General features: G+C 63.7%; 26 protein-coding genes. 13 read left to right on the top strand and 13 right to left on the bottom strand.

What is annotated here, in order from left to right; all coding sequences use genetic code 11:
- The first annotated feature begins 15 nt into the window (after positions 1 to 15).
- The 4 genes from NKI31_RS03515 to NKI31_RS03500 are packed head-to-tail and all read left to right on the top strand — an operon-like array spanning position 16 to position 3760.
- Positions 16 to 1122, top strand: coding sequence for an ABC transporter ATP-binding protein (locus NKI31_RS03515; RefSeq protein ID WP_352650454.1), 1107 nt, complete (start codon positions 16 to 18; stop codon positions 1120 to 1122).
- 39 nt (positions 1123 to 1161) lie between these two features.
- Positions 1162 to 1929 (top strand): SDR family NAD(P)-dependent oxidoreductase, encoded by a 768-nt coding sequence (locus NKI31_RS03510; RefSeq protein ID WP_352650452.1) that lies wholly within the window; start codon positions 1162 to 1164, stop codon positions 1927 to 1929.
- Positions 1930 to 1955: 26 nt separating this feature from the next.
- On the top strand, positions 1956 to 2948 hold the full coding sequence (locus NKI31_RS03505; RefSeq protein ID WP_352650450.1) for a sugar phosphate isomerase/epimerase family protein: 993 nt from the start codon (positions 1956 to 1958) through the stop codon (positions 2946 to 2948).
- Entirely contained in the window at positions 2948 to 3760 is an 813-nt protein-coding gene (locus tag NKI31_RS03500; protein ID WP_352650448.1) for an SDR family NAD(P)-dependent oxidoreductase, read from the top strand. The genes NKI31_RS03505 and NKI31_RS03500 overlap by 1 nt, the downstream gene beginning before the upstream one ends.
- A 409-nt stretch (positions 3761 to 4169) precedes the next feature.
- Here the strand turns inward: NKI31_RS03500 and NKI31_RS03495 are convergent, their stop codons facing one another.
- The 4 genes from NKI31_RS03495 to NKI31_RS03480 form a co-directional block, all read right to left on the bottom strand.
- Entirely contained in the window at positions 4170 to 4604 is a 435-nt protein-coding gene (locus tag NKI31_RS03495; protein WP_023671095.1) for a hypothetical protein, read from the bottom strand.
- Positions 4605 to 5288: 684 nt separating this feature from the next.
- The gene (locus NKI31_RS03490; RefSeq protein ID WP_352650725.1) at positions 5289 to 5837 is read right to left on the bottom strand and encodes a dihydrofolate reductase family protein; all 549 of its coding nucleotides are present in this window, start codon (positions 5835 to 5837) and stop codon (positions 5289 to 5291) included.
- A gap of 515 nt (positions 5838 to 6352) precedes the next feature.
- Complete coding sequence (locus NKI31_RS03485; RefSeq protein ID WP_023671091.1) at positions 6353 to 6562, bottom strand: hypothetical protein; 210 nt, start codon at positions 6560 to 6562, stop codon at positions 6353 to 6355.
- A gap of 200 nt (positions 6563 to 6762) precedes the next feature.
- Positions 6763 to 7149 carry a hypothetical protein gene (locus tag NKI31_RS03480; RefSeq protein ID WP_352650446.1) on the bottom strand — a complete coding sequence of 129 codons (387 nt, stop codon included), beginning with the start codon at positions 7147 to 7149 and terminating at the stop codon, positions 6763 to 6765.
- A gap of 130 nt (positions 7150 to 7279) precedes the next feature.
- Between NKI31_RS03480 and NKI31_RS03475 the strand changes: the two genes are divergently transcribed.
- The 4 genes from NKI31_RS03475 (at position 7280) to NKI31_RS03460 (ending at position 9923) form a co-directional block, all read left to right on the top strand.
- Positions 7280 to 7468, top strand: coding sequence for a hypothetical protein (locus NKI31_RS03475; RefSeq protein ID WP_023671089.1), 189 nt, complete (start codon positions 7280 to 7282; stop codon positions 7466 to 7468).
- Between the two features lie 262 nt (positions 7469 to 7730).
- Complete coding sequence (locus NKI31_RS03470) at positions 7731 to 8483, top strand: DUF4142 domain-containing protein (RefSeq protein WP_023733543.1); 753 nt, start codon at positions 7731 to 7733, stop codon at positions 8481 to 8483.
- A 31-nt stretch (positions 8484 to 8514) separates the two neighbouring features.
- On the top strand, positions 8515 to 9120 hold the full coding sequence (locus tag NKI31_RS03465) for a general stress protein (RefSeq protein ID WP_023704148.1): 606 nt from the start codon (positions 8515 to 8517) through the stop codon (positions 9118 to 9120).
- Between the two features lie 182 nt (positions 9121 to 9302).
- Positions 9303 to 9923, top strand: a complete 621-nt coding sequence (locus tag NKI31_RS03460) for a hypothetical protein (protein WP_352650723.1) — start codon at positions 9303 to 9305, stop codon at positions 9921 to 9923.
- Positions 9924 to 9970: 47 nt separating this feature from the next.
- On the opposite strand, the gene NKI31_RS03455 is transcribed toward NKI31_RS03460, so the two are convergent.
- The 3 genes from NKI31_RS03455 to NKI31_RS03445 all read right to left on the bottom strand — a co-directional run bounded on the left by NKI31_RS03455 (position 9971) and on the right by NKI31_RS03445 (position 13277).
- A complete protein-coding gene (locus NKI31_RS03455; RefSeq protein WP_352650443.1) occupies positions 9971 to 11119 on the bottom strand; it encodes an extracellular catalytic domain type 1 short-chain-length polyhydroxyalkanoate depolymerase in 1149 nt (382 codons plus the stop codon).
- 205 nt (positions 11120 to 11324) lie between these two features.
- Positions 11325 to 12311, bottom strand: a complete 987-nt coding sequence (locus NKI31_RS03450) for an aldo/keto reductase (RefSeq protein WP_352650441.1) — start codon at positions 12309 to 12311, stop codon at positions 11325 to 11327.
- Positions 12312 to 12536: 225 nt separating this feature from the next.
- Entirely contained in the window at positions 12537 to 13277 is a 741-nt protein-coding gene (locus NKI31_RS03445; protein WP_023704152.1) for a FadR/GntR family transcriptional regulator, read from the bottom strand.
- A gap of 2 nt (positions 13278 to 13279) precedes the next feature.
- Between NKI31_RS03445 and NKI31_RS03440 the strand changes: the two genes are divergently transcribed.
- The 4 genes from NKI31_RS03440 to NKI31_RS03425 all read left to right on the top strand — a co-directional run bounded on the left by NKI31_RS03440 (position 13280) and on the right by NKI31_RS03425 (position 16959).
- Positions 13280 to 14305, top strand: a complete 1026-nt coding sequence (locus NKI31_RS03440) for an NAD(P)-dependent oxidoreductase (protein WP_352650438.1) — start codon at positions 13280 to 13282, stop codon at positions 14303 to 14305.
- 154 nt (positions 14306 to 14459) lie between these two features.
- A complete protein-coding gene (locus NKI31_RS03435; RefSeq protein ID WP_023713329.1) occupies positions 14460 to 14990 on the top strand; it encodes a hypothetical protein in 531 nt (176 codons plus the stop codon).
- Positions 14987 to 15754, top strand: a complete 768-nt coding sequence (locus NKI31_RS03430; protein ID WP_023698607.1) for a DUF1829 domain-containing protein — start codon at positions 14987 to 14989, stop codon at positions 15752 to 15754. The genes NKI31_RS03435 and NKI31_RS03430 overlap by 4 nt, the downstream gene beginning before the upstream one ends.
- Before the next feature lie 320 nt (positions 15755 to 16074).
- Entirely contained in the window at positions 16075 to 16959 is an 885-nt protein-coding gene (locus NKI31_RS03425) for an AraC family transcriptional regulator (protein WP_031251333.1), read from the top strand.
- A 323-nt stretch (positions 16960 to 17282) separates the two neighbouring features.
- Here the strand turns inward: NKI31_RS03425 and NKI31_RS03420 are convergent, their stop codons facing one another.
- Both NKI31_RS03420 and NKI31_RS03415 read right to left on the bottom strand, forming a co-directional pair.
- Positions 17283 to 18077 (bottom strand): FadR/GntR family transcriptional regulator, encoded by a 795-nt coding sequence (locus NKI31_RS03420; protein WP_023671079.1) that lies wholly within the window; start codon positions 18075 to 18077, stop codon positions 17283 to 17285.
- Positions 18078 to 18080: 3 nt separating this feature from the next.
- Positions 18081 to 19523, bottom strand: coding sequence for an FAD-binding oxidoreductase (locus NKI31_RS03415; protein WP_352650435.1), 1443 nt, complete (start codon positions 19521 to 19523; stop codon positions 18081 to 18083).
- Between the two features lie 161 nt (positions 19524 to 19684).
- Here NKI31_RS03415 and gloA point away from each other — a divergent pair, with 161 nt between their 5' ends.
- Positions 19685 to 20095: a lactoylglutathione lyase gene (gene gloA / locus NKI31_RS03410; protein ID WP_019856614.1), complete on the top strand. Its 411-nt coding sequence runs from the start codon at positions 19685 to 19687 to the stop codon at positions 20093 to 20095.
- A 74-nt stretch (positions 20096 to 20169) separates the two neighbouring features.
- Here the strand turns inward: gloA and NKI31_RS03405 are convergent, their stop codons facing one another.
- From NKI31_RS03405 to NKI31_RS03390, 4 genes are all read right to left on the bottom strand, one after another.
- Complete coding sequence (locus NKI31_RS03405) at positions 20170 to 21138, bottom strand: ABC transporter permease (protein ID WP_352514027.1); 969 nt, start codon at positions 21136 to 21138, stop codon at positions 20170 to 20172.
- A 4-nt stretch (positions 21139 to 21142) separates the two neighbouring features.
- Positions 21143 to 22645: a sugar ABC transporter ATP-binding protein gene (locus tag NKI31_RS03400; protein ID WP_023704159.1), complete on the bottom strand. Its 1503-nt coding sequence runs from the start codon at positions 22643 to 22645 to the stop codon at positions 21143 to 21145.
- A gap of 5 nt (positions 22646 to 22650) precedes the next feature.
- Complete coding sequence (locus tag NKI31_RS03395) at positions 22651 to 23634, bottom strand: ABC transporter permease (protein WP_023704160.1); 984 nt, start codon at positions 23632 to 23634, stop codon at positions 22651 to 22653.
- A gap of 159 nt (positions 23635 to 23793) precedes the next feature.
- On the bottom strand, positions 23794 to 24864 hold the full coding sequence (locus NKI31_RS03390) for a sugar ABC transporter substrate-binding protein (protein ID WP_023683136.1): 1071 nt from the start codon (positions 24862 to 24864) through the stop codon (positions 23794 to 23796).
- Between the last annotated feature and the right edge of the window lie 85 nt (positions 24865 to 24949).

Raw genomic sequence — 24949 nt, 5'->3', positions numbered from 1 at the left:
AGTGAAGGGCATTGCATGTCGACATTGATCATCCGATCGCTGCGCAAGAACTTCGGCGCGGTCGAGGTGCTGAAGGGCATCGATCTCGAAGCGCGGAACGGCGAGTTCATCGCGCTGGTCGGACCGTCCGGCTGCGGCAAGTCCACTCTGCTGGCGATGATCGCCGGGCTCGAATCCGTTACCTCCGGCGAGATCCGCATCGACGGGCGGCTGGTCAATTCGGTGGCGCCGAAGGACCGCGACATCGCCATGGTGTTCCAGTCCTATGCCCTGTACCCGACGATGACGGTGCGCGAGAACATCACCTTCGGCATGGAAAGCCGCCGCGTCCCGAAGCCGCAGCAGGACGAGGCCGTCAGCCGAGTTGCTGCCTTCCTGCAGATCGAACCGCTGCTAGGGCGCAAGCCCGGACAGCTTTCGGGAGGCCAGCGCCAGCGCGTCGCCATGGGCCGGGCGCTGGTGCGCGATCCCAAACTGTTCCTGTTCGACGAGCCGCTCTCCAATCTCGATGCCAAGCTGCGCGTCGACATGCGCACCGAAATCAAGAAGCTGCATCACCGCGTCGGCAAGACCACGGTCTACGTCACCCACGACCAGGTCGAGGCGATGACGCTGGCATCGCGCATCGCCGTGATGCACCAGGGCGAGGTCCAGCAATTCGACGATCCCGCCACGATCTACAACCGTCCGGCCAACATGTTCGTCGCCGGCTTCATGGGGTCGCCGGCGATGAATTTTTTGGCCGCCGAACTGAGCCAGGAAGGCGGTCGCGCCACTGTTGTGTTGCAGACCGCCGACGGCAAGACGGCCAGCCTGCCGATGGTCCAGGCGCTCCCATCCGACACGCCGCGACAGCTCGTGCTCGGCATCCGTCCCGAGCATATCTACCGCTTCGATCCCGACCTTGCGCGCCGCAAGCCGGGCATCGCGCAGATCAATGCAGTGGTCGAGCTCGTCGAGCCGACAGGCGCGGAGACCATGGCCGTCCTGCGCCTGGGCGGCAAGGAGATCACCGGCCGTTTCGACCCCGACGGCACGCCGCTTATGGGCGAGACGGTGACGCTCGGCATCGACATGGCGCGGGCGTGCCTGTTCGACCCGACGACCCAACGCCTGATCTGACCCGATCTGACCGAAGCTTGATCTGAAAAGAGTTCCGCCTTGTCCTTCGTCACCTATCCGAGCCTGTCCGAGCGTGTCGTGCTGATCACCGGCGGTGCGTCGGGCATCGGCGCCGACACGGTCCGCGCCTTCGCCGCCAATGGCGCACGAGTGGCGTTTCTTGATCTGCAGCAGGAGGCCGGCGAGCAGCTTGCCCGCGACCTCGCCGCCGCGGCAGCGCACGCGCCCCTGTTCCTGCGCTGCGATGTGACCGATATCCCCGCCCTCCAGGCCGCGATCGGCACGGTGCGCGACCGCCTCGGGCCTGTCGCAGTGCTGGTCAACAACGCCGCCGATGACAATCGCCAGCCGGTCGCCGACGTGACCCAGGCGACATGGGACCATGCCCAGGATGTGAACCTCAGGCACCACTTCTTTGCCGCCCAGGCCGTGCATCCGCACATGAAGGAAGTGGGCTTTGGTTCGATCGTCAATTTTTCCTCGATCGCCTGGCGTTTCGGCGCGTCAGAGATGGCGCCCTATGCGGCGGCCAAGGCTGCGGTGGTCGGGCTGACCTTCGCGCTGGCGCGGGCGTTTGGCCCCGACAACATCCGCGTCAACGCCATCGAGCCGGGCGCCGTCATCACCGACCGGCAGCGGGAGCTTTGGTACAAGACCCAAGGTTCGGTCGATCAGGTCGTGCAGCGCCAGGTGATCCGCAAGATTCTGCTCGGCGAGGAGATCGCGCGCACGGTACTGTTCCTCGCCGCCGACGACAGCCGCATGATCACCAAGCAGTCGATCACCGTGGACGCCGGCCTGCGATGACCACACCTGACTCAAAGGACCGCTTCATGCTCGAGGTCGGCCTGAACCCCTACGGCCTGACCTATCATCTCGGCCTCCAGGGCCGCGGCACGCCACGCGCCAATCCTAGACCTGCGGGGCTCGAAGGTTTCATCGCGCTCGCGACCGATCTCGGCGCGCGCGTGCTGGAGATCTGGGTGCCATGGCTGACCGAGCTTTCCGACGACGCGGTGATCGCGCTGCGCGAACGGCTCGCCGGCCTTCGCATCGCGCCGGTCGTCAGCGGCGGCCTGCTGGTGGGCGAACCGCTCGACGATGCGTTTCGGGCCGCGCGCCTGCTCAACGCCAAAATCATCCGGACGGCGCTGACGCCGGTTCTCTGCGGCGACCGCAACGCGGCCGGCGAAAAATGGAGCGAGTACGTCGGCATCATTCGAGAGCGATTGGTGGAATGGGGTCCCCGCGCGAATGCCGAAGGGTATGTCCTTGCGATCGAAAACCACCAGGACTTTACCAGCCGGGAACTCGTCGATTTCTGCGCCCTCGGTGGTGACAGTGTGGGCGTCACCTTCGACACCGGCAACACGTTCCCGGTCGGCGAAGCGCCGCTCGATTTCACGAAGGTGATCGCCCCCTGTGTCCGCCATGTCCACCTCAAGGATTACCGCGTGCAGTTCACGACCGAAGGTTACCGGCTGATCCGCTGCGCCATCGGCGACGGTGCGGTGCCGTTTGCCGAGCTGTTCGCCATTCTTGGCCAACACCACGATCGCATGACCGCCGTTCTCGAACCGGGCGCCTTGGAGGCCCGGCATGTCCGCTATCTCAGCGACGACTGGTGGCGCGGCTATCCGCAGAAGACGGCACGCGAATTTGCCGCCTGCCTGGCGGCCGCGCAGCGCAACCGGCTGCCCGACGATGCCGACTACCGCACGCCTTGGGAGCGCGAAGCCGACGTCTCACTGGTTTCCTATGAGCTCGACATGATCCGGCGCAGCGCCGCCAACATGCGCAAATTTGGTTTGATGGAGAAGATCTGATGACGGCACGTGAACTCGATGGATTGACCGCCTTCGTAACCGGCTCCGGCCGCGGCCTCGGCCGCGTGATGGCCGAGCGCCTGGCCGAACTCGGCGCCAATGTCGCGATCCACGACATGGACGAAACGGCGCCGGCCAAATACGGCGAGTTCGCCAATCTCGGCGAAGTGGTCGAGCGCCTGAAGCGGCACGGCACGAAGGTCACGTCGGTGACCGGCAACATTGGCGACCAGAAGGCGGTGGCCGAGATGAAGCGCAGGATCGAGGCCGATCTCGGCGACGTCCATGTGCTGGTCAATTGCGCTGGCGGCGACATCGGCGCCAAGGGCGGCAAGCCGAACCCGAACAACGCCCTCGACATCGAACTGGACGACATCCGCGTGCTCACCGAGAACAATATGATCGGCACGATGCTGGTCTGCCAGGCCTTCGTGCCGCCGATGAAGCAGCGCGGCGGCGGCTCCGTCATCAACATCGCCTCCGCGGCGGCACATCTCGGCTGCTCGCCCGAGGTCGTTTACTCCACCTTGAAGGCCGCGGTCGTGCATTACACGCGCTGTCTCGCCAAGGAACTGATCGACGACGGCGTGCGCATCAACGCGGTCAGCCCAGGCGCCACGAAGACGGCACGCTTCCAGGCGACCCGCACGGTCGATCCGGAGCGCATGGATTCGAGCAAGAAGTCGCTGAACCGCTATGCCGAGCCGGAGGAGATCGCCGAGGCGGTGGCCTTTCTAGCCGGCCCCCGCGCACGATTTATCAATGGGCAGGTGCTCCGCGTCGATGGCGGGTTTACGATCTTTCCGGGGTGATGGCGGGGTGCCTCGGATTTCAATTTCGGGGCCGAAAGCGGAAGTGCCGTTTTCGGGATTCCTGGGTTAAATTGCCCCCTCACGCCTCGAGCTTTTCGCAGCGTCAAAACGGCTGTGGAGGGATTGGCAGGCTATACCGCTGACGAAGCGCACATGTGACGCACCGAGGATAAGTAACCCCGCTTGGTCACGAGGGCGCTGCCGACCGGTTGGTCGAAACTGGCGCTGGTACTCGCTATTCACGAAATTGCCGATCACCCTGACGAGGTCCACTAAGCAATGGTGAACGTCATTTCTGAAGTCGCAAGCAACTCGGCCGGCCTACTCCATTGAGGTCAGCCATGCCTTCGCGGAGCCGACGCAATCTCTGCTGGAGCCTGCATGCTTCTTCAGGCGCAAGCGCTGTGTCTCAGTGCGGCATGAATCCTTTTCTCAGCCAAGCCAATATTTTGCTCCCATTGAGAACCCTGCGGACACGCCCGGCGGCCCAGCCAGCCTGCATGGTGGCGCCGGTGTGGCAACTGCAGACGATCTCATGCAACTGCCAATCCGAGAGTTCGAAGAAGCGTCTGGCTTCCCCGTAGGTATCCGATTGCATGCCCGATGCACGCAGCAGTGGATCGTCAAAGGCGACACTGATCGCCGATCCGACCGCGCGCGCTTCTCCGCGGACAGAGGGATGCAGATGCTCAGTCCCGGTGAGAGCCACAAGGGAGCGCGTCGGATTTCGATAGAGCAGTTCCGCCCACCGCTCTATCCGTTGCGTCCTTGTAGCCAGCAGAGCCGGCGATAGTGGACTGATGTCCGCGACTGACTGGAGTTGATCGAGTGTCTGGTGCTTCATGACTGCCTCCTGTTGGTCGTTCCAATCCCAAGGCCTTTGCTGCAGGATTGGCTCACACGCTAAGCCGCCTCGTAAAGGAGCGGCGGCCGATCAGGTGTTGCCACCAATCGCCCACAGGCACCACGCGGCAGCGACCCCAACTGCATTCCTTCGCCAATGTTCCAGCGGGATGAAAAAAACTGTGCGGCCGGCCGACCCGACGGACCCGGCTGGCGCACGCAGGATCCTGAACTGCTGGACGATGATGACGCAGGCCTGGAAAGGCGGCTAGGTTGGACCTTGCTTTTCAGGCTTGACCATGATGTTTCACTACCCGCTCGGTCATCGCGGGAAGGCCAGGAGCAGAGCCGCTGGCAACGGTGAGTTGCGGACGAGGGCGGGCGGTGGAGGACGACGCCCTTGGGCCGCCAGGTCACTGAAGGACCAACCGAAGCGGCGCTTCGGGCGTAAAAGCGATGTCCTTGTAGGTCTGCATTGTCTGCTTATGGAGGAACGGCGGCAAGGCCTCTTTGACCGGCATGGGGCGCATTGCTGACCGGCAGATTTTCGGACGACAGCAGACCCTCTGCTGCTTGGGTACCCAGCACGCAAGCTGACATGTGAGACCTCGGTGCGAAGGCCGGGACCAGGCCCACTGCGAACGTACGTGTTGGTTCGCATGTTGGCGCTGAAGCGCCTTATCGTTCAGCCTCGCGGCACATAGATCATATGAACCGTATCGTCATCGATCAATGTGCTCGACACCAGTTGCAGCGGAGGCCTTGCCTCGTGGAAGAAAGGCTTGCCCTTGCCGAGCACGAACGGCCTCACGTGCAGGTGATATTCCTCGATCAGGCCCAGCCCGGTCATAAGACCGGCCAGTTCCGGACCGGAAACGCTCAGGATACCCTCCGTGCCGGCCGCGATCTCGCGAATCTGCGTTTCAATATTGCCGGAGATGAGCGTGGCGTTCGGGCCGACCCGTGAAAGTGTGCGCGAAACGACCCATTTGGGCAGCTTGCGCCAGAGTGTCGCGAACTGGCGAAGCGGAGCGTCCCATTCCGCGTGATCATCGTCCCAATAGCGCATGACCTCGTACATCCGGCGGCCATACACAGCGCCGGCATGGTTGCGTATCGTCTCGATCCAGTACTCGAAGTGCTTCTGGCTTGGTGCGCCCATGACCAGATTTCCGGCAAGGTCATCGACATAGCCATCGATGGAAACGTTCATTCCCAAGATAAGTTTGGCCATAAGCAGCGCCTTCACATAGTCGGTTCACGGATTAACCGCTTGTAATTTGCAAGCAGTCAGACGCTATAGCAACTGATTGCAAATCGCAAGCAGCATGGAAGAAGCGTTCGTGCCGCAAACGAGCCCTGCCTTGTCCCATCAACCCTGCACTTGAACAGGTGGGTGATCCGTCCCGGCTACCGCCATCTAGGCCTGCCTTCCCGAATCAAGCTGCACCCCAAGTCGCTCGTTCCGTCTCCACCGCACCACGGCGCGATAGCTGGTATGATCGACCGGCACGTGAAGCACGAAACGGTCGGGGATTGCGATATCGGCCTTCACCCGTAGCTCCGCGCCATGGGCGTGCTGGTTACAAACCAGACAATTGATACTGGCGTCGCCAACGCGGATTGTCGCTTCCTTCAGAACGAGATCACGGATAAGCGACCGTCGCTCTATCGGTGGGTCAGCCGGCATTGCCTTATCCCTCTGATTTGACGACCTGAAACTCTTCTGAACCCGGAATGGAAAGCGCACTACCGGCCCAGCGGTTGCCTCGAAAGACTGACGAGCTCGGCTTCGTCGACCACGCCGGCCATATAGTTCGCGATAATTCGGGATGCGATGGCGTCGCGTGCTTCGGGCGACTGACCGTCGCGCTTAAGCTGCTCGAATACACGGCCCAACAGCTCGAGTTCGGATGGCTGCAAAACGCCGGCCTCGGTGGCTTTGCGTCGAATGGGCATTTGTGATCCTCCACTACGGTCAACAACATACGACCGCGGCAGGGAAACTCAACTCACCTGTCGAGGGCGCCGCGCGGGCGGCGCCGACCACAAATCCCGTTTACCCGAGCGGGGAGTTTTTCACTCAAAGCCACGTGATCTGGCGTCTATACAAAGCCCGCCAGCAAAGCCGGCGGGCGCAATAGTCATAAGATGCGCCGCTAGAACCAGCTTCGGTCGCGTTCGTGGCTTTGCCCGAGCAGCATGCCGATCAACAACCCGGCAATGCCACCAAGCACGAAAGCGCTGCTGATGGTGCCGGGATTTTGCTGGACGGCTTCGGACACCGTCTGCGCCTGCGATCTCAGCTGCTGCGTTGCCCGTGCCGCGCGCTCGGTCGCGCTGCCATACCAGCCGCCGGCTTCGCCAACGGCATCTTCTGCGCGCTCGGCAAGCGTCCGGTTGATCTTGCTGATCTCGCGCTTCAGCGATGCGACCTGCTTCTCCAGGGCCTCCTGGGCCTCTCGGGCGGAAATCTTCGGGGTGTCCTTGGGGGTGTCCTTCGCGGTGTCCTTCGGGGTGTCCTTCGGGGTGTCGTTGTCGGCCATGGCTGTTCCTTTCGTTGAGGCAGGGGGAACGGCCAACGGACAAGGATGGTTCCGCTGCCTGCGCTCACAGTCATTCACCCGGCCGGCCGCCAACTTTGGGAACACTCTCCCGATCCAACGGTTGTGGCTGATGGAGGGCACGCATTTGTCGAATCGATCGAGCCATGCTGAAACGCTGCGGACGGTCTCCGACCTGCTCCACCGCGCCCGCCGTGTCATTCGCGACGGCGGCCATGCGGCGGCGATGTTCGAAATAGACACGCTGCTGCAGGTCGCACAAACAGAGGTTGCGCGCCGCCTCGAACGCAACGATCGCTGAACCTCGATAGGCCACCGCGGGCGGTGTTCATTTGCGGGCGGCGAAGGCCTCGTTTCCCTTTGCGATGGACTTGCAAGGCGCCCCATCGAGCGGGTCGCCGTCCGCGCCACGCGTCGACATCGCAAAGGCGCAAAAGCCGAAGATGAGGGGCCATCATCGCGGCATCGACCCTCCCGGTTATAACGCTTGGGCGGCGGAACAAAGCTTGGCCGCACTGGTTAGGCTCACAGCACGATGTGTGCCCCAACGAGGATCTCTGTCCATGAAAACACGTGTTCTTCTAGCTTCGCTGGCCACCGCCACAGCCATGGTCTTCGCCCTGCCCGCCTTCGCCGCCGACAGTGCTCAGGACTTTGTCGACAAGGCTGCCATCGGCGGCCTGTTCGAGGTGGACTCCAGCAAGATCGCAGAAGGCAAGGCCCAGGATCAAGGCGTCAAGGATTTCGCCAAGAAGATGATCGACGATCACGGCGCCGCCAACGCCAAGCTTGCGACCATCGCCGGCGAACAGAAGCTGAAAGTGCCGACGGAGCTGGACGCCAAGCACAAGGCCGATCTGGAGGCTCTGCAGAATGCCAACGATGCCGTCGACAAGCCCTATGTCCAGATGCAGCGCGATGCGCATTCGGAGGCGGTCACGCTGTTCGAGAGCTATGCCAAGGACGGCGACAACGCGCAGCTGAAGACCTTCGCTTCCGAGACCTTGCCGACGCTCAAAATGCATCAGGAAATGGTCGAGAAGATCGCTTCCGCCGACAATGCATCGTCGACCACCAGCTCCACCACCCCGGCCGTGAGCACGACCGACACCACCAATTCGGCCGCCCCGGTCCCGGGTGCCAACAGCTTCACCGAGGATCAGGCGAAGAGCCGCATTCAGGATGCCGGCTTCTCCGGCGTGTCCAAGCTGACCAAAGACGACCAGGGCATCTGGCGCGGTCAGGCCACCAAGGATGGCAAGACCACGACCGTGGCGCTCGATTATCAGGGCAACGTCGTTGCCGGCGCCAACTGAACCTCTGAACCAGATCGAGGAGATCAAGACCATGAAAACCGTAACCGGACTTTTCGACAACTACGATGATGCCTCCGATGCCGTCGGCGAACTGGAGGCAATCGGCGTGCCGCAGGCCGACATCAGCATCGTCGCCAACAATTCGGACGACTGGTACGACGACGGCGACACTTCCAACGCCGCCGAGGATGCAGCCGGGGGCGCCGGTCTCGGAGCCGTCATTGGCGGCGCCGGAGGGCTTCTGACAGGGCTCGGCATCATGGCCATTCCTGGCGTCGGTCCTGTCGTGGCCGCAGGATGGCTGGCTGCCACCGCGGTCGGCGCCGTTGGCGGCGCGGTCGTCGGTGGCGCTGCCGGTGGCATCGTCGGGGCGCTGACCGAGTCAGGCGTCCCCGAAAGGGATGCGCATGTCTATGCGGAGGGCGTTCGCCGCGGTGGCACGATGGTGACCGCCAGGGTCAGCGACGAACTCGCCGACGAGGCAGAGCGTATTCTTGGCGAATCCAACTCGGTCGATCTGCAAGACCGCCGACGCGCCTATGAAGCCGGGGGCTGGACTGGCTTCGATGCCAATGCCGACCCCTACACCGACATCGAGGCCGAGCGCGACAGAACGCGCAACGCCAGCCCACTCTGATCATCGAGCCCCGTCGCCGTACGGCGGCGGGGCCGAAGGTGCTGTCGGCGCACTGAAAGCGACGTTCAGATTCGGCCATAAGGGGCGGGTTCTCATCGGACCTGCCCCTTTTCGCTGTTGCCTTGGCTTGACCGGCTCTCGCCGTGTTAACGTCGAACCAACGAACCCTGCCCCAGGAAAGCATGAGCCCGTCCCCGCAACTGATTGCCGAATGGCCGTTGTCGCCGTCAGCGACACTCGGGTCCGCCGTGCGCTCCAAGGGGATCGAACGTGAAGTCAGAGCCCGGCTGCCATGGGCAGTCAGGAAGCACGTCAAGGCCGAGACGGGCCGCATCGCATTGCGAATGTCGAGATCCGAAGCGGAAGCGTTCAAGGCCGCCTCTGCCAGTATCTCCAAAACACTGGAGGGAGTGGAAGCGCTGCCTGTGCTTCCACGCGAGGTCGAGGATATCCTTACGATCTCTTCGCGCGAGCGCCACAAATGGCTCAAGGACGGTCGGCTGCAAAGCACCGGAACACGCACCGTCAAGATGCGTGGGCGATCAAAGTCTGTCACCTTCCACGTTTTCGACCCGCACCACATCGAGGACGTCCTGGACCGCGATTTGGCAACCGTCTGGAGAGAGCAGGATGTCCAGGAGGTCGCCGAGAACAGGCGGCGCGGCGCGGGCAAGGCCGCGCTGACGCGCGCGGGAAAGGGCACCGGCCAGGCGCGCACTACGAGGAACGCCCGGAACACGGACGGCCCGGCGCCCGGACTGAAGGGCTGGGATGCGTTCGAGGACGAAGGCCTGCTGCGATAATGATGCTGGCGCTTGCCCTTGTCCTTTGGGCCGGGCGAGCCTCAGCCTCAGCGCATCAATCCCGCTGCCCGCAGCGCGTCCTCGATGACCTTGGCAATCCCGCCCGCCGGACCGCCTGGCGGATTGACAGGCTCCGGGGTCGGAGCGACACGGACGGCTCGCGGTTTTTCCTTCGGCGAGAAAGGCTGCAATGCAGTGCCTGAAGCGGCCTCGGCTTTCGCCGTGCGTCGTACCTCTGGCTTCGTCAACCCCCAGAAACGGGCGATGTGGCGCGTCGAGGAAATCCCGACATCCAGCATGAACGGCCCTGCTTTGCCGAGAGCATTGTCGCCGCTCGCCTGCAATGGCGTGCCATGGCCCATGCCGGCAATGCTGTATGCCTCGACCACGTCGCGGCCTTTGCCATCGGACCAGACTTTTCGGCTCTGACCGTCGACCTTTTCCGTGTGTGTCGGCGCTTGAGCGAGGCCGTGCACGCCCTGCCATTGCGCCAGCACCGCGTCGGCATTGGAAGGCACCACGGTCGTGTCGGCCGAGCCCTGCCAGACCGAAATCCTCGGCCACGGCCCCTTGTGCGGCGAGGCCTCCCGCAAAAGACGCTGCAGGTCGGCTCTGGATGGGCCGCCATGGCCACGCATGCGGTCGAAGGCTTCGGGGATGGTCGAGGCGCTGCCATAGGCAAGCCCGGCAATGATCGCGCCGCCGGCAAACACGTCCGGGTAGGTCGCCAGCATCACCGCCGCCATGGCGCCGCCGGCGGAAAGACCGGTGACGAATATCCGCTTGCGGTCGAGACCGTGGGTGACCACCGCCGCCTCGATCATCTGGCGGATGGACAGCGCCTCGCCGCTGTCGCGGCTTATATCGCCCGGCACGAACCAGTTGAAGCAAAGATTGGCGTTGTTGGCGCGCTGCTGCTCGGGGAAAAGCACGGCAAAACCCTGCTCGTCGGCAAGTTCGGTCCAGCCGGAGCCATGATCGTACTCGGCGGCAGTCTGGGTACAGCCATGCAGCACCACGACCAGCGCCGCCTGCTTCGGCAGGTTTTCAGGAAGATAAAGCCGCGCACGCAAGGCGCCGGGATTGGACCCGAACCCTGTCATCTCGGACAGGTGGTCGTCCTTGCTCTGTCCTGCACCGGCTGGCCGGCGGCGCATCGCGCTCAGCCGGGCGATCGTATCGGATATGTCTCGCAAATTGGTATCCTTGCGCGCCGGAATGGGCAAACTCGTGCACACAACGCACACGCAGCAATATCGTTGCTGCACTGCACAATAACAAGCGGCGCGGCCGATTAAATGACCGATGGATCATAGAATCCGCTGCACGGCTTGACAGACGCGCGCAATTGGCCCGGCTGGCCTCTGGTCAGTCAGCCGGTCGAGGGCGGCAGGCGCTGGCTCACCAGCGCTGATGCACGTAGGGCTTGATGTTCTCATCGTAGACCGCCTTCACCTTGGCCATCAACTCGGAGGATAACGGCGCAAGCTCAGCCGCTTCCGCATTGGAAACCGCCTGCGCCGGATTGCGGGCGCCGGGGATGACAACCGTCACCGCGTTGAACATCAGGATCCAGCGCAGCGCGAATTTCGCCATCGTGGTGTCGCCTGACACCAGCGGCCGCACCTTCTCGACCGCCGCCAGCCCGACGTCATAGGGCACGCCCGAAAATGTCTCGCCGACATCGAAGGCTTCGCCATTCCTGTTGAACAGGCGATGGTCGGTGGTCTCGAACTTGGTGTCCGCCTTGAACTTGCCTGACAGCAGGCCGCTGGCCAGCGGCACGCGGGCGATGATGGCGACGTCGTTCTTTTTCGCCTGGTCGAAGAACAGCTCGACCGGGCGCTGGCGGAAGGCGTTGAAGATGATCTGCACGCTGACGACGCCGGGATATTGCATCGCCTTCAGCGCCTCTTCGACACGCTCGACGCTGACGCCGTAATTGCGGATCTTGCCCTGCTCGGTGAGCTTGTCGAGACGCTCGAACACCTCCGGATGATAGTAGAGATCGGTCGGCGGGCAATGCAGCTGCACCAGGTCGAGCGTGTCGGTCTCGAGGTATTTCAGGCTGCGGTCGATCCAGCCGGTGAGGTTCTCGACGCTGTAGCCCTCGACCGTCTGCTTCGGCAGCCGCCGTCCGGCCTTGGTGGCGATGAACGGGCGCCCGCCGCCGCGTTCCTTCATCACCCGTGCGATCAGCTTTTCCGAACGGCCGTCGCCATAGACGTCGGCGGTGTCGAGGAAGCTGACGCCGGCATCGAGCGCGGCATGCAGGGCGGCGACCGCATCGTCGTCATTGACCTCGCCCCAGGCGGCGCCGATCGCCCAGGCGCCGAAGCCGATCTCGCTGACTGATCTGCCGGTACGGCCAAATTTCCGTGACTGCATTTTGCTTCCTGACTTGCGGCTTTGATGACGGTTCTGATTTCGGGAGCCTCATACCGCATGGCAACGCGATTGACATCCCTCTTCCTGGGATTTACCAGATTACAGGGTTGTATGACAACGGGGTAAGACTGCAACGATTTGAGGCCGGGAGGAACATGTCGTCGATGCGCGAACTTTATCTCGGCGGGGTCGCCGGATGAGCAGTCCGTCAACCGTGGTCGGCTCCTAATCGTGAACAGCCTTGTCGCGCAGATCCTCGAAGCGGGCATAGCTTTTGGTCAGATGGCTGCGCATGGCGCGGCGCGCGGCGTTGACGTCCCTGGCTTCGATTGCCCCGAGAATGGCGCGATGCTCGCGCTGCATGCGGTCGAGATATTTTTCCCGCTCGGCCTCCGTCATGCGGTCGAGCCGCGTCCAATGGCGCGGGACCATGGCGCTGCCGAACGTGTCGAACAGCCGGGTGAAATTCGGGTTCTGCGTCGCCGCCAGAATGGCGCGGTGGAAGCCGAAATCCTCTTCCGAGCCGGAGCCGCCGGCGCGCACCGCCGCCTCCAGCGCGTCGAGCCGCGCGCTCATCTGCTGGAGCGCTGCCTCGCTGCGCCGTTCGGCGGCGAGGCCTGTCGCTTCGACCTCGATGCCCATGCGCAGTTCGAGCACGCGCAGCACCTCGTCGATCGATTCGAGATCGTCGGGCAGCACGGAAAACGTCTTCGGCGGCGGATCCTTGGCGACGAAGGCGCCGAGCCCCTGGCGCGTGGTAATCAGCCCGCGCGCACGCAGCGCCGCCAGCGCCTCGCGCACCACGGTGCGGCTGACGCCTGTGGCAGCAACAATCTCCTGCTCGGTCGGCAGCCGCTGCCCCGGCGCAAGGTCACCGGATTCGATCTGCGCGATCAGCGTGTTGACCAGACCCGTCCGCAGGTTGGGCGCCTGCGGTATGGCGTCGAAAGTCATGGGCTCCGCCATCGGTGGCACTCCGTTTCGATTCTTGTTCGAAGGCCGAATCTTATTCAAAGAATTGCATCGACGGGTGCCCGCCGCAAGGTGACGAAAGTTCGGCCCGCTGGCACGAGCCATGGGAGGATTGCATGAAAGAACGCATCGGCTTCATCGGTCTGGGCAGTATGGGCGCCGGCATGGCCGACAATCTGTTGCGCAAGGCCTGGCAGCTGACCGTGCATGTGCACCGCAGCCGCACCGCCGCCGACCGCCTGATCGCGGCCGGCGCCAGCGAGGCGGCAAGCCCGCGCGAGCTCGCCGCCGCCTGCGACATCGTCATCCTGTGCGTGACCGGCTCGCGCGAGGTCGAAGCGCTGGTCAAGGGCCCGGACGGGCTGGCTGCTGCCGCCAAGCCGCTGCTCATCATCGACTGCTCGACCTCCAACCCGTCATCGACGACGGCGCTTGCCGCCGACCTCGCGGAGCAGGGCATGACGCTGATCGACGCGCCGCTGGCGCGCACGCCCAAGGAAGCCACCGAGGGCAAGCTCGACGTCATGGTCGGCGGTCCGGCCGACACTGTCGCCCGCGCGCGGCCGGTGCTCGAAGCCTTCGCTGCGCGAATCGTCCACACCGGCCCGACCGGCAGCGGCCACACCATGAAGCTGCTCAACAACTTCGTCTCGATGGGCTATTCCGCGATCTACTCGGAAGCGCTGAGCCTCGGCGCCAAGGCCGGGCTGACGCCGCAGGTCTTCAACAGCGTCATCTCCGGCAGCCGCATGGATTGCGGCTTCTACCAGGCCTTCTTCGATTTCGTCCTCAACCGCAACGAAAACGCCCAGCGCTTCGCCATCGCCAATGCGCTGAAGGACATGACCTACCTCGCCTCCTTCGCGCAAACAGCCGGCATCGCCAACCCGATCGGCGCGGCGGTGCGCAATGGGTTCGCCACGGCAGTCACCACAGGCCATGGCGAAAAGTTTGTGCCGGCGCTTTCGGATATCGTGGCGGGGTTGAACGGGGTGTCGCTGGTGGGGGCGGCGGAGACGTGACAGCGCTGGAGCGATACGGCGCGGCGATTTAGTATTCGAACGCGCAAGCCAACTGCCCATCTGCATCCTTCGCAGTATTACTCGACGCGCCAAAATTCTGTGAACAGTTGGAAAGAGACTGTTTCCAAAAGAGATTCCACCGTTACGGTGCGTCATGTTCATCAAACCGTCAGCTACCGAGCTGAACCAGGTCAATGACTTTCTCGCTGGTGCGAAATCGCTTCAGGGCGGCCCGCCGGAGTGGACCGACTCCACAAGGATAGGGGACAAAGAAGCGAAATGGCCTATTGAGGACGATATCGGGATCGTCAGGGCGCATCTTCGTTTCCGCTTTCGCTTTCCCGAATATCCGTCGATGAGTTTAATCTTTAGGGGGCAGCCCATCTGGCGTGTCGATGTCGCGCAGCCAGATGAGTGTAAGCCAAATCCCCATGACGCCGGGAAGTTCAACTTGCCACCAAGGGTGTGCGGTGTTCATGAGCATGCGTGGTACGACAATGTCGACGCTGTCAGGAACAGTGGCTGGGGTGGTTTGCCATATAGGCGCCCCATAAATGTGCAAGTACGAAAGCTGCCGCAGGTACTTGCCGATTTTTGCGGCCGGGTTAACCTCACATTGTCCCATGATCAGAGATCATTCGATGTGCCTGCACAACGGACAATGCGCCTGGAACAAAAGCCATGACTCTGAGCGACGAAATCGCCGGTCTGCTAGCTGATTACGAGATCCTCAAGGCGACCGAGGAGGGTATTCGTGTGCCCACTCATTGCCTATATCCTTCTTTCGAGCCGGTGGATGTTTTTGTCAGCAAGAAGCGTGATGGTTTCGAAGTCCACGATTCCGGCAACGCATATCGCTCAGCGTGGGCACACGGGCGTGATCCTCGACTGATTGCCAACGTCATGGAAGAGCAGGCGGCGCGCTTCAATCTGACTGAGCGAGGCAATGTCCTTGTGGCTCGTGTTTCAGACAAAGAATGGCTTACGGCGGCTATCCTAGCTGTAGCAAACGCTTCCGCTGCGACCGCGAATGCCGCTGTAGCAAAGTTTGTGGCTGCCGCAGAAACATCTCTCAAGGAGCGGATAGGCCGTATTCTTGAGAAGACAGTCCCGAAGGATATGCCTACGGAGGAGAGATTCAGTTTGCGCGGCAAGAGCGGCAAGCAGCATGTTTTTGATTTTGCGGTTGTAAGGCGTGACGCCGCGCCGATCTTGCTTATTGATGCTGTCGCGCCGCATCATAACTCGATTGCTGCAAAGTACGTCGCGTTTTCCGACGTGAAGGCTGCGCTCAACGAGCCAATTGAACGCTTCGCGGTGTTTGACCGTGCCCTTGAGCACGATGATGCAGCGCTGATGGAACAAGTTGCTGATCTCGTACCCTTGGCATCTTTCGCGCAGGGTACACAGAGAGCGTTGAGCTATGAGCGACATCGCAAAGTGTTATGAAATTCTTCGGCCTCATGCTTGGCGCACTCCACGTCAGTCGCGTCTTTTGCCTTAGCGCGCATCGCTTTGGGTGTCTTCGGCGTACCTTCACACCCTAGCCCGATTGCGCACGGCCTTCTGCAGCCGTGAATGCCGCACCGGAGACGCAACCTCCTGCGCCCGTGACACTGACTCCGCGGCCGCTTCAATCTCAGGCAGATCAGGTGCGCCTCTAGCACCCGCTGGCGCCCACCAGCCCATCCTATCAAACCGCAAGATCGGTCGAGCGCGACATGTCCGGAACCGCCTATCTGGTGTCGCCACGCAGGACGAGACGTTTGATGACGCCACTTGAAAGCTACCAAGCCCGGATGCAGCGGGTGCTGGACCACATAGACCAGCATCTGGACGGAGATCTGGGCCTGGAAGCGTTGAGCGGCGTCGCGGCGTTCTCGAAATACCATTTCCACCGGCAGTTCACGTCAACCTTCGGCTTGTCCGTGCATCGCTATGTCCAGCTCGCCCGCCTGAAGCGCGCTTCGTACCGGCTTGCCGAGAGCGACGCCCAAAGCGTCACCGACATAGCGATGGATGCCGGTTACGACGCACCGGATGCCTTCGCCCGCGCCTTTCGGCAACGGTTCGGACAATCGCCTTCGTCGTTCCGGAAGTCTCCCGACTGGGGGGCGTGGCTCATGGCCTTCGGGCCGCTCGACAAAGCAAGGACCACGCTCATGCAGATAATCTTCGAACCCGCCGACGTGATGATCCGCGATGTGCCGCCGACGCCGGTGGCGATCATGGAGCATCGCGGCGACCGGGCGACGCTTCCTGACACCATCCAGCGCTTCATCGCCTGGCGCAAGGCGGCCGGCCTCTCGCCCGAGACAAGCCCGACCTTCAACATCTTCCGTTCCGAAAGGGAGCCCGCGAACCCGGCCGATTACAGCATGGACATCTGTGCCGGAACCGACCTGCCGGTAGAGGGCGGGCCGATCGAGGACGTGCAGATGAAGGCCGGCGTGATCCCCGGCGGACGCTGCGCGGTGCTGCGCTACCCCGGCAACACCAACAATCTCGAGCCGGCAGCGCTCTACCTGTACCGCGAATGGCTTCAGGCCAGCGGCGAGGAGGCGCGCGACTTTCCGATCTATTGCCAACGGCACTTTTCGTCGAACGGACCGGTGCGCGAGGTGGTGCTTGAGCTGTTTCTGCCGCTGAAATAGCGCGGTGGGGTGGCGGCCTGTCTCCGGCCCTGAGCTGGTTGAGCCGACGACCGAGTGAAATCTGATATGGCGCTCCCCCACTCCGTCTCGGCTTCGCCGAGCCACCTCTACCCCCACATTCGTGGGGGAGAGGAAACCCAAGCTTTTGAAGGGCTGCGATCTCGGAGATTGGCATTTCCTCATCCCCCATGAAATGGGGGGTCCGAAGGACGGGCGAGACCCGTGGCTCGCCCCGGCAAGGTGGCTCGGCGAAGCCGAGACGGAGTGGGGGTCAGCGCTGCCATAGGCGATTGGCCCAGCGCGCGGATAAGGCAAGGCTATCCCTAAGCCTGCCCGCGCACAGCCTTCCGCAACCGCGAATGCCGTACCGGAGACGCTGCCTCGGGCCCCGGCGCTATCTCCGCAGCTTCCCCCTCATGCAACCCCACCCGCAGCGCCGCGCCCGCCAGATGGTCGCGCATCGCGGCTTGCGCCCCTTCGGCGTCGCCGGCACGGATCGCTCTCAGGATGCGCTCATGTTCGCCGAGCGTGATGCGGGCCATGTCGTCCGACTTTTGCTGGTTGCCGGCAGCGAGAATGCTTTCGCGCACCCGCTCGGACACGAAGACCAGGAATTGGCCCATGTAGGAATTGCGCGTCGCCTCGGCGACGGTGCGGTGGAATTCGAGGTCGCTGCGCAGCCAGGCGACGCTGCCATAGGGGGCGGCGCGCATGCCGGACAGCGCATCGCCCATGGCTTTGAGATCGGCGTCGCTGCGCCGTTTTGCGGCAAGGGCCGCCGCCTGCACTTCGAGGATGCCACGCAGTTCGAACAGATTGCGAAACGAGTCGGCGCGCTGCAGCGTCTCATGGTCGATGGTCAGCACCGTCGGGTTGTTGCTCTCGACCACGAAGGCGCCGCGCCCCTGCTGCGACCAGATTCGGCCTTCCGAGCGCAGCCGCGCGATCGCCTCGCGCACCACGTTGCGGCTGACCCCGAAAGTGGTTGCCAGCGCCGCCTCGGTCGGCAGCTGGTCACCCGGCTTCAGCCGGCCTTGCGCGATCTCGCGCGAGATGGAACTGGCCACCAGAGTGGAGAGGTGTGGGCCGCGATTGACCTTGTCGAGTTTCAGCGTCATCGCTCACCTATAGTCGACGGCGGGTGCGGACGCCAGAATGCGGCCGTTGCTGAGAATGTGGCGCGGGTCGAATGCGTCCTTGATGCCGGCGGCGAGGTCGAGCGTCACCGGATCGATGCGTTCGAGGAACGCCTTCTGCTTGACCCGGCCGATGCCGTGCTCGGCGCTGATAGAGCCGCCATAGCGATCGACGACGGTGAAGATCTCGGCTTCCGCCTGCTCGAACAGATGTTCCATCGCCTCGGTGCCCATGCCTTCCGGCGGCACGACGTTGAGGTGGATGTTGCCGTCGCCGACATGGCCGTAGGTGACGGCCAGCGCGTCGGGCCGGGCTTTCTCCAAGGCGGCCAGCGCATCGGTGACGAAATCGGCAAGCCTGGAGATCGGCACCGACACATCGGTGCGCAGGTAGCGCCCGCCCCTGCCCTGCCGCTCGACCATGATCTCGCGGTAGAGCCACAACCGCTCACCTTGAGCCCTGGTCGAAGCGATGACGCCGTCCTCGACGATGTCCTCGACGCTGCCGAGAAACCCCAGCAGCATATTGGAGAGGTCGATCAGCCCGCCCGACGACACCTCGATCAGCACATAGACGGGATAGGGCTGGCTGAGCGGATCGGGAAAATCCTGGCCTTCGCGCATGGTGATCTCGATGCCGCCGCGCAGGATCAGTTCGAAGGCGGTGAGCAAATCGCTGCAATCGCGCCGCGCCCTTGCATAGAGTGCCATCGCGTCCTCGACGGAGCGCAGGCCAACCAGCGCGGTTTCGATCTGCGTCGGCTTGGGGAATAGTTTCAGCGCCGCCGCGGTGACGATGCCTAGCGTGCCCTCCGAGCCGATGAAGATCTGCTTCAGATCATAGCCGCGGTTGTCCTTGCGCAGCACTTTCAGCCCGTTCCAGATGCGGCCGTCGGCCAGCACCACTTCGAGGCCAAGCACCAGGTCGCGCGTCATGCCGTAGCGCAGCACGTTGAAGCCGCCGGCATTGGTGGCGACATTGCCGCCGATGCGGCAGCTGCCCTGCGCGCCGAAAGTGATCGGCAGCAGGCAGTCGCTCGCTTCGGCGGCGCGCTTGGCGTCCTCGAGAATGCAGCCGGCCTCGACCACCATGGCGAAGTCGATCGGGCTGATCGAGCGAATCTTGTTCATGCGCTCCAGCGAGATGACGATCTCGCCGCCATCCGCCGCCACTGCGGCGCCGACGAGCCCGGTCAGGCCGCCTTGCGGCACCACCGGAATGCGCTCGGCATGGCAGAACCGCATCAGCGCCGACATTTCCTCCACCGAAGAGGGCCGCGCCACGGCCAGCGGCCGGCCGAAATGATCTCCCGACCAATCTCGGCTGTAGCGCGCCAGATCCACTTCCTCGGTCAGCAGCCCGCCATTCGGCAGCAGGCCGGCCAGGGCTGCGATCTGCGATGCGGAGGGTGGCGGCACGGCATTCATGGATTGGCTCTGGGCCCCTCGGCAAAACGGCTGGACAAATACCGGCGTTGTCGTGTTATCATACAACCCTGATTGAGAACATCAAGCGAGGCCATCTTGCCGCCAAGCGTTCGATGTGGATGATCAGACTCGCAAATCACAGAATTCGGAGGACTTCCCCAATGAGCGACGCCCCGGGCTTTCGCTATATGCACACCATGATCAGGGTGCTCGACCTCGACAAGTCGATCGCCTTCTACACCGAGGTGCTCGGCATGACCCTGCTTCGCCGCGACGACTACCCCGGCGGCAAGTTCACCAACGCCTTTGTCGGCTATGGCCCCGAGGACAAGGAAGCCGTCGTCGAGCTGACGCTGAACTGGGGCCGCGAGGAACCCTACGAGATCGGCACCGGCTTCGGCCATCTGGCGCTCGGCGTCAACGACATCTACGCCGTCTGCGCCGAACTGGAAAAGCGCGGCGCCAAGATCCCGCGCAAGCCCGGCCCGATGCAGCACGGCACCACCCACATCGCTTTCGTCGAAGACCCCGACGGCTACAAGATCGAGCTGATCGGCCTCGACACGATGTGATCCGATCGGGCCGGACCGCATCGGCCTCGCGCCGATGCGGTCCCGTCCTGTCCGCGCTTGCCTGGGAGGCGGGATCACTTGATGACCGCGATCTTGCTGCGGTCGATGGTAATGGCGACGGCAGCGATCAGCACCGCGCCGAACACCATGTTTTCCAGGAAGATATTGACGCCGACAAAGGTCATGCCGATGCGCACGATCGAGATGATCAGCGCGCCGACCGCCGTGCGGGCAACGCCGCCGAGCCCGCCGGTGATCGCCGTGCCGCCGACGATGACGGCGGCGATGGCCGGCAGCAGCAGCTGGTTGGCCAGCACCGGCGAGCCGCTCGACAACCTGGCCGCCAGCACGACGCCGGCGATGGCCGCGAGCATACCCGACGCGGCAAAGGCGATGATCTTGGTGCGGTCGACATTGATGCCCGCGGCCCACGCCGCCGGCTCGCCGGCGCCGACCGCGATCGCCTGGCGGCCGAAGCGTGTGTAGCGCAGCGCCAGAAAGGCGGCGATGCCGATGACCGCCGAAATCAGCACCACCACCGGAATGCCGATGATGGTGGCGTTGATCCACGCCGTGTTTTCTCGGCCACCTTCCTCGATGGTGATGGCGCGGCCATTGGAGACCCAGAGCGCAAGGCCGGTGACCACGCCGCCGGTGGCGAGTGTCGCGACGAAGGACGGCACGCGCAGCTTGACATGGACGACACCGCTCAACACGCCGAAGGCGAGCCCCGACAGGATCGCCACCGGAAAGGCGGCGAGGCCGAGCGACGGCAGCAATTGCGCCAGGATGACGCTGGCTAGTGACGCCACCGCCTGGATCGACAAATCGATGCCGCCGAGCAGAATGGCGAAGGTGACGCCGGTCGCCAGGATGAACAGCACGGCGGTGTTGGCAAACAAAAGCGCCACGGTTTCGCCGGTGAGGAAGCCTGGCGCGGCGATCTCGATGATCAGCAGCAGGCCGACCAGCAGGATCAGCGGAATGGCGCCTTGCGTCCACTTGCCCTCGAAAACCTGCCTGATGGAGAACGCCTCATTCATCGGTTCACACCATTGCCCTGAGAAGATCGACCTGGTTCGGCTTGTTGCCCGGACTGGCATCGAAGCGCGCGGTGATTGCACCGTCGCGCATCACCAGCACCTGGTGCGACAGACCGATCGTTTCCTCCAGCGTGTCGGAAATCAAAAGGATCGCCACGCCTTGCGCCGAGAGATCGCGCACCAATTCGTAGACCTCCTCCTTGGCGCCGACATCGAGGCCGCGTGTGGGATGGTCGAGCACCAGGATGCGCGAGCCCGCCGTCATCCAGCGCGCCAGCACCACCTTCTGCTGGTTGCCGCCGCTGAGCTTGCGGCAGGCGGCATCGGGACCGGGCGCCTTGATGCGCAGCCGCTTGATCCAGTCGGCGGCAAGCCGGCGCTCCTTGCCATAGTCGATGGCGCCATGGCGCATGACGCTGGAGAGATCGGCCAGCGAAATGTTCTCCGCGATCGACAGGAACATCACCAGCCCTTCGAGCCGGCGCTCGCGCGGGACATAGCCGATGCCCTTGCGCACAGCCGGCTCCGGCGAGGAGAAGCGCACGGCATCGCCGGCGATTTTCATCTCGCCGGCATCATGCTGGACGAAGCCGCCAACGGTGCGCGTCACCTCCTCGCGGCCGGAGCCGACGACGCCGGCAATGCCGACAATCTCGCCGGCCCGGATCGAGAGATCGACGCCGTGATAGAAACCGTTGGCGCCAAGCCCCTTGGCCTCGACCATCACGATATCGCGCGGCGCGAGCTGGCGGGCCTCGCGGTAATATTCGGCCTGCAGGCCGCGCCCGACCATGATCTCGTGCAGCTCAGGCGCGGTGACTTCGGCTGCACGATGTTCGGCAACGACGGCGCCATCCTTCATCGTGTAGACGCGGTCGGAGATATTGAGCACCTCTTCGAGGCGGTGCGAGACGAAGACGAAGCTGGCGCGGGATTTGAGCGACCGCACCCGCGCGAACAGCACCTCGATGTCGGCGGCGTTGAGCACCGAGGTCGGCTCGTCGAGCAGGATCAGCAACTGCCGCTCGACCACTTCCTCCAAGGTCAGCGCCTTGGCGAGCTCGACCATCTGGCGTGCGGCGAAGGTGAGTTCGGAGGTGCGCGCGGTGACGTCGATGTCGATGCCGATCTTGGCCAGTTGCCGCCGCGCCGCCGCGTTCATGGCGCGCCAATTGACGAGGCCGAAGCGGGTGAAGCGGTCCTCTTCGCCGAGATAGATGTTTTCGGCAACCGTCAGGTTCAGCACCAGCGACTGCTCCTGGAACACCATGCCGATGCCATGCCTGGCCGCATCACGGGCGTTGCGCATGCGCAGCTGTTCGCCATCCAGCGTCAGCGAGCCGCTATCCGGCCGGTAGCCGCCGGCCAGCACCCGCATCAGCGTCGACTTGCCGGCGCCGTTCTCGCCGATCAGCCCGACAACTTCATTGGGCCGCACCTCGATTGAGACGTCGCGCAGCGCCTGGACGCCGGGGAAATTCTTGATGATGCTGGACGCCTGCAGCATGGCGTTCACTTGACGATTTTCAGGCGGACACGGTCGAGCGACAGCGCCACCGCGGCGATGATCATCAGACCCTGCACCGTCTGCTGGATGTAGGGCGAGATGCCGAGCAGGATCATGCCATTGGCAAGCACGGTGACGATCAGCACACCGATCAGCGTGTTGACGACGCCGCCCTCGCCGCCGGTCAAAGCGGTGCCGCCGACGACCACTGCGGTGACCGCTGCAAACAGCCTGCCGTCGCCGATGACGGCGTGCGACTGGCCGAGCTGTGCCGCGGCCAGCACGCCGGCAATGCCGAAGAAGAACCCGGCCAGCGCAAAAGCGGTGATGCGCACGCGCACGACATTGACGCCGGAGAGCTTGGCGACATCCTCATCACCGCCGATCGCCAATATGTGGCGGCCGAGCTTGGTGTGATACTGGATGACAGTGGCGAGCAGGAAGGCGCCGAACGCGACCCAGACCGCCACCGGCAGGCCGAGGAAACGGTGCAAGGCCAGGTCGCGGATCGAGGCGTCGTTCAGCTTGATGGCCGTGCCGCCCAGCATATAGACCGACAGGCCGAGGCCGATGAACCACATGCCGAGCGTGCCCATGAAGGACGGGATGCGCAGCATGGTCTGGATGAGACCGCTGACGAAGCCCATGGCGGTGCCGGCGGCGATGGCAGCGAGCACCGCCCACCAGCCATAGTCGTTGCCGTTGCCGTCATTGGCGGCGAGCAGCACAAGCACCATCGCCGCCACCGAAAGCGTGCCTTCGACTGCGAGGTCGATGCTGCCCATCAGGATGATGAAGGTCAGCCCCATCGCCAGCGTCAGCGGCACGGCGGCGGAATTCGCAAGCCGCACCAGATTGCGCAGCTCGATGAAATTGGGGTTGGCAATGGCGATGAGTACGCAGAGTACAATCAGCACCGCCAGCGGCGCCAGGCTGCGCCAGCGCCTGCCGCCCAGGAATGTCGCGATGCGGCCGGGGAACGGTGTCATGGGCGTCGTCCGCTCGATGTCCGAAACGGACTTCAGGGGTTCTGTATGGATTGTCAAGAAACCGCTTCCCGTCTGCTGGTGACAGCCGTCGCGACAAGGGGATCGCGACGGCTGCGGGAGGAAGCGGGCCGCCAGGGAGTTGCAGCCCACTCCGATGGATCAGGTGCGGATTGCTCCGGTGACCCGGCCCCACAGATCGTTCCAGTCGATCTCGGGCTTCGCATCGACATTGGTCTTGTAATATTCCTCGACATTGTCGTGCGAGATCAGCACCGCCTTGCCGTAGAACTCGCGGTGCTCCGGGGGCTCCTTGGTCGGGTCGAACTTGCCGATCTTGGCGTTGTAGCCGATGGCCAGACCCATGCCGCCCTGCCAGAACGGATCCGAAGTGACGGTGCAGGCGAACTCGCCGGTGCGCACCGCATCGACCGCCGTCTTGATGCCGTCGACGCCGACGATCGGCACCTTGCCGGCGAGATTTTCGGCACGCAGCGCTTCCAGTGCACCGGAGCCCATATCGTCATTGGCGGCCCAGATGCCCTTGATGTCGTCGCCGAAGCGGGTGAGCAGATTGCCCATCAGGTCGAAGGCTTCGGTCGACTTCCAGTTGGCGACCTGGAAGTCGAGCAGCTTGATGTCCGGGTTGGCGGCGAGCGCCGCATCGAGGCCCTTCTTGCGTTCGATCGCCGCCGTGGTCGAGATCAGGCCGCCGAGTGCGACGATGCCGCCCTTGCCGCCAATGGTCTTGAACAGGATCTCGGCGATGGTCTTGCCGCTGTCGATGCCGTCGAACTCGATATGCGAGACATAGTTCGGGTTGAAATCCTTCGGGTGCAGATCCCCAGGCTTGTTCCACTGCGTCACCACATAGGCGCCGGCCTTGGCGCAGGCCTCGACGATCGGGCGCGCATCGGGCGTGTCGTTGGGATCGGAATTCAGCACCATGTTGCCGCCGGTCTTGGCCAGCATCGCCTTGATGTCGGCAATGCCCTTCTCGCTGTTGCCTTCCGAAACCAGCGTGACGTGTTCCAGCCCGGCCCATTTGGCATACGCTTCCGCGCCGGTCTTCCACACCGCGTGATAGGGGTTGGACAGCGAGCGGATCGACGTCACCAGCGTCGGCTTGTCCTGCGCGCGCAGCACGCTCGGCATGGCGAGTGCCGCCACGCCGGCGGTGGCGCCCATCATCAGCGTGCGCCGGTTGACCGCAAAATTCTTCGTGTCGTTCATACCTCGAATCCTCCCGATTGAATTCTGTTCCGCCCGGCATCTTGCGCGGGGAGCGCGGCCGGGACCTCCTGGTGAGGGTCGTCAA

Origin of the sequence: Mesorhizobium sp. M0659, from assembly GCF_040320605.1 — a bacterium.
Classification (GTDB): Bacteria; Pseudomonadota; Alphaproteobacteria; order Rhizobiales; family Rhizobiaceae; genus Mesorhizobium.
Note: the sequence above shows the minus strand (reverse complement) of the source record. Positions and strands in the feature narration are given on the sequence as shown.

Excerpts from the sequence above, each read along its gene's own strand:
- NKI31_RS03515 (WP_352650454.1), top strand. The coding sequence starts at position 16 with ATGTCGACATTGATCATCCGATCGCTGCGCAAGAACTTCGGCGCGGTC.
- NKI31_RS03505 (WP_352650450.1), top strand. The coding sequence starts at position 1,956 with ATGCTCGAGGTCGGCCTGAACCCCTACGGCCTGACCTATCATCTCGGC.
- NKI31_RS03500 (WP_352650448.1), top strand. The coding sequence starts at position 2,948 with ATGACGGCACGTGAACTCGATGGATTGACCGCCTTCGTAACCGGCTCC.
- NKI31_RS03495 (WP_023671095.1), bottom strand. The coding sequence starts at position 4,604 with ATGAAGCACCAGACACTCGATCAACTCCAGTCAGTCGCGGACATCAGT.
- NKI31_RS03490 (WP_352650725.1), bottom strand. The coding sequence starts at position 5,837 with ATGGCCAAACTTATCTTGGGAATGAACGTTTCCATCGATGGCTATGTC.
- NKI31_RS03485 (WP_023671091.1), bottom strand. The coding sequence starts at position 6,562 with ATGCCCATTCGACGCAAAGCCACCGAGGCCGGCGTTTTGCAGCCATCC.
- NKI31_RS03480 (WP_352650446.1), bottom strand. The coding sequence starts at position 7,149 with ATGGCCGACAACGACACCCCGAAGGACACCCCGAAGGACACCGCGAAG.
- NKI31_RS03475 (WP_023671089.1), top strand. The coding sequence starts at position 7,280 with ATGGAGGGCACGCATTTGTCGAATCGATCGAGCCATGCTGAAACGCTG.
- NKI31_RS03470 (WP_023733543.1), top strand. The coding sequence starts at position 7,731 with ATGAAAACACGTGTTCTTCTAGCTTCGCTGGCCACCGCCACAGCCATG.
- NKI31_RS03465 (WP_023704148.1), top strand. The coding sequence starts at position 8,515 with ATGAAAACCGTAACCGGACTTTTCGACAACTACGATGATGCCTCCGAT.
- NKI31_RS03460 (WP_352650723.1), top strand. The coding sequence starts at position 9,303 with ATGAGCCCGTCCCCGCAACTGATTGCCGAATGGCCGTTGTCGCCGTCA.
- NKI31_RS03450 (WP_352650441.1), bottom strand. The coding sequence starts at position 12,311 with ATGCAGTCACGGAAATTTGGCCGTACCGGCAGATCAGTCAGCGAGATC.
- NKI31_RS03445 (WP_023704152.1), bottom strand. The coding sequence starts at position 13,277 with ATGGCGGAGCCCATGACTTTCGACGCCATACCGCAGGCGCCCAACCTG.
- NKI31_RS03435 (WP_023713329.1), top strand. The coding sequence starts at position 14,460 with ATGTTCATCAAACCGTCAGCTACCGAGCTGAACCAGGTCAATGACTTT.
- NKI31_RS03430 (WP_023698607.1), top strand. The coding sequence starts at position 14,987 with ATGACTCTGAGCGACGAAATCGCCGGTCTGCTAGCTGATTACGAGATC.
- NKI31_RS03425 (WP_031251333.1), top strand. The coding sequence starts at position 16,075 with ATGACGCCACTTGAAAGCTACCAAGCCCGGATGCAGCGGGTGCTGGAC.
- NKI31_RS03420 (WP_023671079.1), bottom strand. The coding sequence starts at position 18,077 with ATGACGCTGAAACTCGACAAGGTCAATCGCGGCCCACACCTCTCCACT.
- NKI31_RS03415 (WP_352650435.1), bottom strand. The coding sequence starts at position 19,523 with ATGAATGCCGTGCCGCCACCCTCCGCATCGCAGATCGCAGCCCTGGCC.
- gloA (WP_019856614.1), top strand. The coding sequence starts at position 19,685 with ATGAGCGACGCCCCGGGCTTTCGCTATATGCACACCATGATCAGGGTG.
- NKI31_RS03405 (WP_352514027.1), bottom strand. The coding sequence starts at position 21,138 with ATGAATGAGGCGTTCTCCATCAGGCAGGTTTTCGAGGGCAAGTGGACG.
- NKI31_RS03400 (WP_023704159.1), bottom strand. The coding sequence starts at position 22,645 with ATGCTGCAGGCGTCCAGCATCATCAAGAATTTCCCCGGCGTCCAGGCG.
- NKI31_RS03395 (WP_023704160.1), bottom strand. The coding sequence starts at position 23,634 with ATGACACCGTTCCCCGGCCGCATCGCGACATTCCTGGGCGGCAGGCGC.
- NKI31_RS03390 (WP_023683136.1), bottom strand. The coding sequence starts at position 24,864 with ATGAACGACACGAAGAATTTTGCGGTCAACCGGCGCACGCTGATGATG.